The organism is Streptomyces zinciresistens K42 (assembly GCF_000225525.1).
Lineage (GTDB): Bacteria > Actinomycetota > Actinomycetes > Streptomycetales > Streptomycetaceae > Streptomyces > Streptomyces zinciresistens.
The window spans coordinates 1-10,050 of record NZ_AGBF01000220.1 but is presented as its reverse complement, the minus strand read 5'-3'; the positions used below and the strand labels follow the sequence as shown (position 1 = coordinate 10,050).

The window sequence follows — 10,050 nt, the reverse complement described above, 5'->3', positions numbered from 1 at the left end:
TCAGGCGTCCGCGCCCACCAGGTTCGGGATCTCCTGAGTGGCGAACCAGAGCAGTTCGTGGTCCTCGGCGCCGTCCACGACGGCCTGGGCGGCGTCGTCCCCGCCGTCCGCCGCCGCCAGCGCCCGTACCGCGGCGGCGACGTCGGTCCCGGCGTCGTCCGCGTCGACGTGCACGGACGCCGCCTTGGCCAGCGCCACCCCGGCGGTGACCCGCACCTCACCGGGGACGGCCGCGTCGGCCCCCGGGGCGGGGTCGGCGGCCGCCGCTCCCTCGGACACGTCCACGGCGACCACGACCCGGCGCGGTGCGGCCCCGGCCCGCGCCGCGAGCAGCCGCAGCGAGGCCAGCGCGGCCCGGTTGAGCGCCGCGTACTCCAGCTCCTCCAGGTCGTCGGAGCCGTACCACTCGCGCAGCGCGGGCGTGACGGCGTAGGCGACGAGCGGCTGCGTCCCCAGCTCGCCCGTCTCGTACGCCTCGGCGAGGCCGGGGAGGGTCAGGGGGACGTAGACGCGCATGACTGACCGCTTTCTCGTACTGGGGCCGTGGTGCGGCGGACGCCCCGGCGGGGGCGGCCTCCCGCGCCCGCCGAAGGGCCTTCAGGATACGTGCGGGGGTCCCCTTTCGAGTCCCCGCGACCCCCTCGCCGGGCGTCAGCCCCATGCCGGAACGTCACCCGGTGCGCCCTTGCGGGCACGGTCCCGTGCTCCCGTCCGTCACCCGGATAAGTGAAGATTCCCGCCGCCCGGCGCGCGTCCCGGTCGGGTTGCCGGGGCCCCGCCTCACCCCGTACAAGATCACCGACCAGGAAGTTACCGCCCGGTATTCTCCGGGCCCGCCGAACGGGAACCCCATGAACAAGGTGATGACCAGGACGCAGGGCCGCCCCGGCACCCGCCCGGCGGGCCGCCGTGACACCCGCCGCCCGGCGGGCGCCCCGCCCCGCACCCCGGCGTCCGGTGGGTCACGCACCACCTCCCCCGGTGACCGCCCGCCGGGACCGGGGGCCTCCTCGGCGCCCGGCGCGTCCACCCGGCCCGCGGACAACCGCCCGGCGACACTCCCCGCCCGGCCCCCGCGCACCCCGGCGCCCGGATCGACCCGCACTCCGGCGCCCGGATCGACCCGCACTCCGGCGCCGGGATCGACCCGCGCTCCGGCGCCCGGATCGGCGGCGGAGGCGCTGACGGCCGCCCACCGGGACGCCGCCCGGACGCCGGCGCTCCCCCGCCCCAGCGAGGCGGCGCCGCTCCCCCGCCCCCGTCCCACCGACGTGTTCGCGGACCGTCTGCTGCTGGTGCTGAGCGGCCAGCGGCCCGTGCACTCGATGCTGCGCCACACCGTCGGCCGCGCCTACGACGACCTGGCCGTGCTCGCCGAACGCGGCACCCTGCGCACCCGCGGCACCCGCCCCGTCGTCCGCGACCTCGGCTGGTTCGAACCCCGTCCCGGAGCCGTCGAGGTCTTCGCCCGGATCGGGGCAGGGGACCAGCTGCGCGCGATGGCGTTCCGGCTGGAACAGGGCGGCGACCTGCGCTGGCGCTGCACGGCCGTCGAACTGGGCGGCCCGCGGGAACCCCGCCGGGACGGCGACTGACCCGAGCCGCCCCGGCGCGCCCCGCCCGGCCGCACGCCACTGCCAGACCGCGCACCACTGCCAAGCCGGCCTGCCGGGGGGACTCCGCAGGCCGGCGCACGCCGCTCCCCGGCGCGCACGGCCCGCGTACCGCTCCCCCGCGCGCACGGCGGAGGGCCGGGGCTCCCGAAGGAGTCCCGGCCCTCTCAGCGGCCGTACGACGCCGCACACACCGTCCCTCGACGGTGCCCCGGCGTCCGTCCGGCGCTACTTCTTGCGGCGACGGCCGCCCCGCGACTGCTTGCGGCGCTCGGCGCGGGTGAGGCCGTCGGCCTCGGAGCGCACCGGCTCGTCGCCGTTGGTGAAGTCGCCCTCGATGATGTCGCCCTCGCCGTCGACCTTGGGCGCGGTGAAGTGCAGCCGGTCCGGACGGCGCGGCGCCTCCAGGCCCTTGGCGCGGATCTCGGGACGCGCGCCCGCCTGCGCCGGCACGGCGTCCTTCTTCTCCAGGTCGGCGGTGGGCTTCGCGTCCTCGACCGGGACCTCCTCGACCTGCTGCTCGACCTGGACCTCCAGGTTGAACAGGTAGCCGACGGACTCCTCCTTGATGCCCTCCATCATGGCGGTGAACATGTCGAAGCCCTCGCGCTGGTACTCGACCAGCGGGTCCTTCTGCGCCATCGCGCGCAGACCGATGCCCTCCTGGAGGTAGTCCATCTCGTAGAGGTGCTCGCGCCACTTGCGGTCCAGCACCGACAGCACCACCCGGCGCTCCAGCTCACGCATGATCTCGGAGCCGAGCTGGTTCTCACGGGACTCGTACTGCTCGTGGATGTCGTCCTTGACGGAGTCCGAGATGAAGTCGGCGGTGAGCCCGGCACGGTCACCGGCCGCCTCCTCCAGCTCCTCGACGGTGACCTTCACCGGGTAGAGCTGCTTGAACGCGCCCCACAGCCGGTCCAGGTCCCACTCCTCGGCGAAGCCCTCGGCGGTCTCCGCGGAGATGTAGGCGTCGATGGTGTCGTTCATGAAGTGCTGCACCTGCTCGTGCAGGTCCTCGCCCTCCAGGACGCGGCGCCGCTCGCCGTAGATGACCTCGCGCTGGCGGTTGAGGACCTCGTCGTACTTCAGGACGTTCTTACGGGTCTCGAAGTTCTGCTGCTCGACCTGCGACTGGGCGGACGCGATCGCGCGCGTGACCATCTTGTTCTCGATCGGCACGTCGTCCGGGACGTTCGCCATCGACATCACGCGCTCGACCATCTGGGCCTTGAACAGGCGCATCAGGTCGTCGCCCAGCGACAGGTAGAAGCGGGACTCGCCCGGGTCGCCCTGACGGCCGGAACGGCCGCGCAGCTGGTTGTCGATACGCCGCGACTCGTGCCGCTCGGTGCCCAGCACGTACAGCCCGCCGAGCTCCTCGACCTCGTCCTTCTCGGCCTTGACCGCCTGCTCGGCGCGCTCCAGGGCCGCGGGCAGGTGCTGGGCCCACTCCTCGATGTGCTCCTCGGGGTCGAGCCCGCGCTGGCGCAGCTCGGCCTCGGCGAGGTCCTCGGGGTTGCCGCCGAGCTTGATGTCCGTACCGCGGCCGGCCATGTTGGTGGCCACGGTCACCGCGCCCTTGCGGCCGGCCTGGGCGACGATGATCGCCTCACGGTCGTGCTGCTTGGCGTTGAGCACCTCGTGCTGGACGCCGCGCTTGGACAGCTGCTGCGACAGGTACTCGGACTTCTCGACCGACGTCGTACCGACGAGGATCGGCTGGCCCTTCTCGTGCTTCTCGGCGATGTCGTCGACGACCGCCTCGAACTTCGCGACCTCGGTGCGGTAGATCAGGTCGGACTGGTCGTTGCGGACCATCGGCCTGTTCGTCGGGATCGGCACCACGCCGAGCTTGTAGATCTGGTGGAACTCGGCGGCCTCGGTCATCGCCGTACCGGTCATGCCGGACAGGCCCGCGACCTCCTTGCCCGCGTGGTCGTGGCGCTTGTAGAGCCGGAAGAAGTTCTGGAGGGTGATCGTGGCGAGCGTCTGGTTCTCGTCCTTGATCGGCACGGCTTCCTTGGCCTCGATGGCCTGGTGCATGCCCTCGTTGTAGCGGCGGCCGGCGAGGATACGGCCGGTGTGCTCGTCGACGATCATGACCTCGTCGTCGATGACGACGTAGTCCTTGTCCTTCTTGAAGAGCTCCTTGGCCTTGATGGCGTTGTTCAGGTAGCCCACCAGCGGGGTGTTCACCGACTCGTAGAGGTTGTCGATGCCCAGCCAGTCCTCGACCTTGGCGACGCCGGACTCGTGGATGGCGACCGTGCGCTTCTTCTCGTCCACGTCGTAGTCGCCGGTCTCCTCCAGGCCCTTGAGGGGGTTGCCCGCCTCGCCCCGCTTGAGGCGGACGACCAGCTTGGCGAAGTCGCCGTACCACTTGGTGGCCTGGTCGGCCGGGCCGGAGATGATCAGCGGCGTACGCGCCTCGTCCACGAGGATGGAGTCGACCTCGTCCACGATGGCGAAGTTGTGGCCGCGCTGGACGAGTTCGTCCTGGGACCACGCCATGTTGTCGCGCAGGTAGTCGAAGCCGAACTCGTTGTTCGTGCCGTAGGTGATGTCGCACGCGTACTGCTCGCGGCGCTGGGCCGGCGTCATGTTCGCCAGGATGCAGCCGACCTCGAGCCCGAGGAACTTGTGGACGCGGCCCATCATCTCGGAGTCGCGCTCGGCCAGGTAGTCGTTGACCGTGATGAGGTGAACACCCTTGCCGGAAAGGGCGTTCAGATACGCGGGCAGCGTGCCGACGAGCGTCTTGCCCTCACCCGTCTTCATCTCGGCCACATAGCCGAGGTGGAGCGCCGCGCCACCCATGATCTGGACGTCGTAGTGACGCTGACCGAGGCTGCGCTTGGCGGCCTCGCGCACGGTGGCGAAGGCTTCGGGGAGCAGGTCGTCGAGGGTCTCACCGTCGGCGTAGCGCTCCTTGTACTCATCGGTGAGGGCCCGCAGCTCGGCGTCGGAGAGGTCGACGAAGTCCTCTTCGATGGAGTTGACCTGGTCCGCGATGCGGTGCAGCTTGCGCAGGATCTTGCCTTCGCCTGCACGCATGATCTTCGAGAGGACGGACACGGGGGTTGGTCTCCTTGCCGGTCGGGCCTGGGACGGTCGGTTTCCATGGGACTGGACTGAGCAACGGCCATCGTATGCGAGGACCCCGCCGCGCCGGGAGCCTGCAGGGCACGCCGACCGTCCGCTGCTTCAAATCTCCGTCAAAGGGACAACGGCCGGGGGTCGCGGATGGTGCCGCGATCCGCCGGGGAAATGTGCGAAACGCGTTCGTACGGTCACGCACCGCGTCGTTCGCCCATGCCGCACCCGGCCGGGACCGCCCGGGACGCGGCCCGTTCGCGGGGGCCTCCGCATCCGCCCCCGCGCGGGAAGCGGCCCGTCAGGCCCGCCCCCGCAGGCTCGCGCCCCCGCTCGCTCACCGGATAAGGGATGGCGCTTCCCGGGAGCCGTGCGCAGAATCGGGCGATGGAACCCGTCACGCTCGCCACCGACCGCCTCCTGCTGCGCGCGGTGGGGCCCGCGGACTCGGACGCCGTGTACGAGGCCGCCCAGGACCCCGAGATCCTGCGCTGGACGACGGTCCCCTCGCCCTACCGGCACGAGCACGCGCGCGGCTTCACCGGCCAGGTGGTTCCCGAGGGCTGGGCCGACGACTCGATGTTCACGTGGGGCCTCTTCCTCCCCGAGGGAGAGCGGCTCGCGGGCATGCTCGGCCTGACGATGCGGTCCGTGAGCGAGGCCGAGATCGGCTTCTGGGGCACCGAGGAGCACCGCGGCAACGGCTACGTCACCGAGGGCGTCCTCGCCGTGTGCCGCTGGGCCTTCGTCCGTCTGTCGCTCGATCGCGTGGAGTGGCGCGCGGAGGTGGGCAACCGGCCGTCCCGGGCCGTCGCGGAACGCGCCGGGTTCACCCTGGAGGGCACGCTGCGCTCCGCCCTGGTCCACCGCGGCGTACGGCGCGACTGCTGGGTGGGCTCGCTGCTCCCCTCGGACCTGGGGCTCGCGTCGTCGGCGCCGTACCTGCCCGCGGGCGGCGGCCCGGCGTAGTGCCGTGACGGGGTCCCCGCCGGTGTGCGGGAACGGCGAACCCGCAGCTCACGCCGCGCTGATGCTCCTATTGCCTGTCAAGCGGCTTGGAGCCAGTCGCGGTAGGCGTGGGCGAGGTCATCGTCTCGGCGGATCCCGCGTTCGAGGGTGGAGATGGTGGCGGGCCAGACTCCGAAGTGCTGTGCCGCTGCGGTGAGGGTGAGGTTCTTGGACTGCCGCAGGGGCCGGAGGTGGGCACCGGCCGGGTGGCGCAGACAGGACATTGAAGGGGCTTCTGACCAAGCTCCTGTCAGGTCATGTTCCGCCCGGCCGGAGCCGTGAGAACAGGTCCCGGCGGCCGGACAGAACAGCGGGAAGACAACCCGGCAGGGCGTCAGTCAGTGCCAGAGCCACGACCACCGGAACCTGAGTATCAGCATCAATGTCAGTGCCACCCTCTAGGGTGCGGACCATGACGACCCCGCGTCCCGGCACCGCCCTCTCGGCCGACGAGGCCCGCCGTATCGCCCTGCGCGCGCAGGGATTCCTCGGCTCTCCCGACCGCAGGGGCGGTGTCCGCGGCGTCCTGCGGCACCTCGGCGCGGTGCAGCTCGACACGATCTCGGTGCTGGCCCGCTCCCACGAGCTCATCCCGTACGCCCGGCTGGGCGCGGTGGGCCGCAGGACGGTCGAGCAGGCGTACTGGACCGACACGCACGCCTTCGAGTACTGGTCGCACGCCGCCTGCATCCTGCCGGTGGAGGAGTGGCCCCACTTCGCCTTCCGCCGCCGCGCCTACCGCGACCGGCCCCACTGGAGCCACGACCTGCCCGACGGCGTCTACGAGCAGGTGATCAAGCAGCTGCGCGCCGAGGGCCCCCTGACCGCGACGGAGCTGGGCGGTGCCAAGCGGACCAGCGAGTGGTGGGACTGGTCGGGCGCGAAGGTCGCCGTCGAGCGCGCCCTGATGTACGGCGAGGTGGTCTGCGTCGAGCGCCGCGGCTGGAAGCGCGTCTACGACCTCGCCGAGCGCGCGATCCCGCAGGCCCTGCTCCACGACGACCTGGACGACACCGAGTGCCTGCGCCGTCTGGTGCGGCTGGCGGGGCAGTCCCTCGGCGTCGGCACGCGCGCGGACATCGCCGACTACCACCGGCTCAAGGGCGAGCAGGTCGACGCGGTGATCGCCGACTCGGGCCTGGTCCCGGTCTCGGTCGAGGGCTGGGGCAAGCCGGCCTGGGCCGATCCCGCCGCCCTCGCGACCCCACCGCGCGGCCGGCACCGTACGACGCTCCTGTCCCCGTTCGACTCCCTGATCTGGGAACGGGCGCGCACGGAGCGGATCTTCGGTTTCACGCACCGCCTGGAGGCGTACGTCCCCAAGCCGAAGCGGGTGCACGGCTATTTCGCGATGCCGGTGCTCGCGGGGGGCCGCCTCGTCGGCCGTGTGGACCCGGCCCGCGAGGGCCGCACCCTGGTCGCCCGGCAGGTCACGCTGGACGGCCCGAAGGCGGTCCCGGCGGTGGCGCAGGCTCTGGCCGAGGCGGCGAGCTGGGTGGACTGCGCGGACGTGCGCGTGGAGCGGGTCCAGGCGCCCGAACTGCGCGAGCCTCTCGCCCGGGAGGCCGCCCGCCTCATGGGGTGACCCTCCCAGGGAGGTGCCATGGTGCTCTCCCCGCGGGCGGGCCGCCCCGGGCAGCCGGGGTCACCGGATCTCCAGGATCTTCTCCCGCATCGCGTACACCACGGCCTCCATCCTGGAGTGCAGCTGGAGCTTCTCCAGGATGTTGCGCACGTGGTTCTTCACGGTGTTCTCGGAGATGAACAACTCCTTGGCGATGTCACGGTTGTTCATCCCCGTGGCGACCAGCTTGAGGACCTCCAGCTCACGGTCCGTCAGCCGGGGCGCGGGCACCAGCCGGCGCTCGTCGGTGCGCTGGATCATCGACTTGAACTCGGTGAGCAGCTTCGACGCCATGGACGGGCTGATCTGCGACTGCCCGTCGGCCACGGCGCGGATCGCGGTGGACACCTCGTCCGTGGAGATCTCCTTGAGGAGGTAGCCGGTCGCACCGGCCTTGATCGCGTCGTAGAGGTCGGCCTCCTCGTCGCTGATCGTCAGCATGATGATCTTCGCGCTGGGGGCCACCTCCTTGATGGAGGTGCATGCCTCGATGCCGCCGCGCCTGGGCATCCGGACGTCCATGAGCACGATGTCGGGGAGCAGGTCGGCGGCCTTGTCGACGGCTTCGGCGCCGTCGCCCGCCTCCCCCACGACCTGGATGTCCTCCTCGGCCGCGAGCACGATCTCCAGTCCACGGCGGAACAGGGCGTGGTCGTCGACGACGAGGACTCTGATCGGCTCCTTGCGCGGCGAGCCCGCCTGCGGGCCCATGCCGGCGACATCCCTGTCGGCGGCCTCGTCCCGCATCGGTCCGAAACTGTCCGTCATCGTTCCTCCCCCTGAGGCTGTGGCTGGTCGAACGCCATCGCCAACCCAAGGCAGCGGCCCACTGGTTGGGCCGGTGCGGCCATGATTCCATGCCCGGCCGACACTACGGTGACGTACGGGTCGCGAAGAGGTCGCACACCGGTGCCCCTGGGGGCGCACGCGCGCTCCAGGGGCACCGGCTCCGCTGTCGGCCGGGGGCTCAGCCGCCCAGCGTGCCACCTGCCGCGGGGGCCTGCGCCTGGGTGACCATCGGGTCGGTGCTCAGGTGGATGACGCCGTAGTCGTAGGCGTGCCGGCGGTAGACGACGCTCGGTTCCTTGGTCTCGGAGTCGACGAACAGATAGAAGTCGTGCCCGACCAGCTCCATCTCGTAGAGGGCCTGGTCAAGGGTCATCGGGGAGGCGACGTGCGTCTTCTCGCGTACGACGAGGGGGCCTTCGCCCTTCACTTCCAGCGAGCCGATCTTCTTGGTCGGGATGCCGTCCGACTCGGCTTCCTCGAAGGTGTGACCGTTGCCGTTGAGTGTTGCCGCGCCCGGGACGTGGTCGGGAACCTCGGCCGCCGTGAGCCGGCGTGCGCCCCGGCGCGAGAACCGCTTGTCGTGCTGCTTGCGCAGCCGGGCGTCCAGCTTCTCGGCCGCGAGGTCGAGCGCCGCGTACGCGTCGCTGGCCGCTGCTTCCGCCCTGATCACGGGACCGCGGGAGCGGAGCGTGATCTCCACCCGGTCGCTGCGGTCGGCCTGTCGGGGGTTGGGCTCCTTGGACACCTCGACGTCGAGGCTGATCACCTTGGCATCGAGCCTCTGGATCTTCTCCAGCTTCAGCTTGTCGGCCACGTGCTTGCGGAACCGCTCGGGCACCTCGGTCTTGCGGCCCTTGACGACGATGTCCACGCAGAACTCCGTTCCCGGATCGCCCCGCTCCAGCGGCGGAGCATCTCCCTTTTGCACCAGGCTCCGGCGAATCCCGGACCCTCGGACTCGGTGACGTCCACCTCCTCCTCCCCCATGGGCAAGATCTCCACCCCATGGCCGGCGGTGATGGCACACATCCCGCGGCACGGCATTCGGACAGGAAGGGGACGGCCTGGGCCTTTCCCTCACAACCGAACATATCTCGCCCGGACGGATGTCGTCACCCTCTACTGCGGCGTACCTCCGTTCAGGTGAATTGACCCTCTCGTTACCTGCAACGATGCAAGTTCTCAGTCAGTTCCGGTTTATTTCGAAGGAATCCGAAGGCGCAGCGACCACGGCTGCGCTGATTGCGTCGCCGCCCGGTCCGGTGCCCCTGATTCCGGGTGCCCCGTCCGTCCGCCGCATCGCATCCTCCGTCGCCTCGGCCCTCCGTTCCCCTCTGCCTTCCCGGCTTCCCGCCCGATACACAGCGCTCGTCCCCTCGCCGTCCCCAGGAGCCGACACGCTCACCCGTCCATACGTCACCCAGCCCCCTTCCGTTGACCCGAACCCCCCTCGATCCCGTGCCCCGTCCGGGCGGTGGGACGCCTCCACCTGGCCGCGGTTCCGCTCGCCCCGGCCTCGGGGCAGCTCGCCCCGGTGCAGTCCGCCCGTCCCGCCGGGGCTCTGCCGCCCGGCCGCCAGGGACGCCCGCACGGCACGGGCCGCCTCCGCCAGGGACGCGCCCGTCGTCATCAGGTCGTCGACGAGCACGACCCGCCCGCCGCCGGCCAGCAGCCGGGCACCGTCCGGCGCGACCGTCAGCGCGCCGGCGAGGTTGTCCAGCCGCTGCCGGGAGGTGAGCCCCGACTGGTCGGCGACCCAGCGCGTCTGGCGCAGGACTGCCAGCACCCGTGCCGGGACCCCGGCCCGGCGCAGCTCACCGGCCGCCGCGCGGGCGATCCGCAGCGCGGGGTCGTGTCCGCGGGAGCGCACCGCCCCGCGCGCCGACGGCACGGGCACGAGCAGCGCCGGCCGGGCGCCCC

At 71.8% G+C, this 10,050-nt stretch carries 9 protein-coding genes; 3 read left to right on the top strand and 6 right to left on the bottom strand.

What is annotated here, in order from left to right:
- Complete coding sequence (locus tag SZN_RS32085; protein WP_007503250.1) at positions 1 to 516, bottom strand: DUF6912 family protein; 516 nt, start codon at positions 514 to 516, stop codon at positions 1 to 3.
- A gap of 335 nt (positions 517 to 851) precedes the next feature.
- Here SZN_RS32085 and SZN_RS32080 point away from each other — a divergent pair, with 335 nt between their 5' ends.
- Positions 852 to 1,595, top strand: coding sequence for an Rv3235 family protein (locus SZN_RS32080; protein WP_007503249.1), 744 nt, complete (start codon positions 852 to 854; stop codon positions 1,593 to 1,595).
- 246 nt (positions 1,596 to 1,841) lie between these two features.
- Here SZN_RS32080 and secA read toward each other — a convergent pair whose 3' ends face one another.
- A complete protein-coding gene (secA, locus tag SZN_RS32075) occupies positions 1,842 to 4,691 on the bottom strand; it encodes a preprotein translocase subunit SecA (protein ID WP_007503248.1) in 2,850 nt (949 codons plus the stop codon).
- Between the two features lie 405 nt (positions 4,692 to 5,096).
- Between secA and SZN_RS32070 the strand changes: the two genes are divergently transcribed.
- Positions 5,097 to 5,678: a GNAT family N-acetyltransferase gene (locus SZN_RS32070; RefSeq protein WP_007503247.1), complete on the top strand. Its 582-nt coding sequence runs from the start codon at positions 5,097 to 5,099 to the stop codon at positions 5,676 to 5,678.
- A gap of 77 nt (positions 5,679 to 5,755) precedes the next feature.
- Here SZN_RS32070 and SZN_RS32065 read toward each other — a convergent pair whose 3' ends face one another.
- Positions 5,756 to 5,941: a helix-turn-helix domain-containing protein gene (locus SZN_RS32065; protein WP_007503246.1), complete on the bottom strand. Its 186-nt coding sequence runs from the start codon at positions 5,939 to 5,941 to the stop codon at positions 5,756 to 5,758.
- Positions 5,942 to 6,129: 188 nt separating this feature from the next.
- Between SZN_RS32065 and SZN_RS32060 the strand changes: the two genes are divergently transcribed.
- A complete protein-coding gene (locus SZN_RS32060) occupies positions 6,130 to 7,302 on the top strand; it encodes a winged helix-turn-helix domain-containing protein (protein WP_007503245.1) in 1,173 nt (390 codons plus the stop codon).
- Between the two features lie 60 nt (positions 7,303 to 7,362).
- Here the strand turns inward: SZN_RS32060 and SZN_RS32055 are convergent, their stop codons facing one another.
- The 3 genes from SZN_RS32055 to SZN_RS42930 form a co-directional block, all read right to left on the bottom strand.
- Positions 7,363 to 8,109 carry a response regulator gene (locus SZN_RS32055; RefSeq protein ID WP_007503243.1) on the bottom strand — a complete coding sequence of 249 codons (747 nt, stop codon included), beginning with the start codon at positions 8,107 to 8,109 and terminating at the stop codon, positions 7,363 to 7,365.
- Between the two features lie 199 nt (positions 8,110 to 8,308).
- Positions 8,309 to 9,001 (bottom strand): ribosome hibernation-promoting factor, HPF/YfiA family, encoded by a 693-nt coding sequence (hpf, locus tag SZN_RS32050; protein WP_007503241.1) that lies wholly within the window; start codon positions 8,999 to 9,001, stop codon positions 8,309 to 8,311.
- Between the two features lie 315 nt (positions 9,002 to 9,316).
- Positions 9,317 to 10,050 (bottom strand): ComF family protein (locus SZN_RS42930; RefSeq protein WP_007503239.1); only part of this gene is annotated, 734 nt, incomplete at its 5' end.

Coding starts and splice junctions, on each gene's coding strand:
- SZN_RS32060 (WP_007503245.1), top strand. CDS start 6,130: ATGACGACCCCGCGTCCCGGCACCGCCCTCTCGGCCGACGAGGCCCGC.
- SZN_RS32080 (WP_007503249.1), top strand. CDS start 852: ATGAACAAGGTGATGACCAGGACGCAGGGCCGCCCCGGCACCCGCCCG.
- SZN_RS32065 (WP_007503246.1), bottom strand. CDS start 5,941: ATGTCCTGTCTGCGCCACCCGGCCGGTGCCCACCTCCGGCCCCTGCGG.
- SZN_RS32055 (WP_007503243.1), bottom strand. CDS start 8,109: ATGACGGACAGTTTCGGACCGATGCGGGACGAGGCCGCCGACAGGGAT.
- SZN_RS32085 (WP_007503250.1), bottom strand. CDS start 516: ATGCGCGTCTACGTCCCCCTGACCCTCCCCGGCCTCGCCGAGGCGTAC.
- SZN_RS32070 (WP_007503247.1), top strand. CDS start 5,097: ATGGAACCCGTCACGCTCGCCACCGACCGCCTCCTGCTGCGCGCGGTG.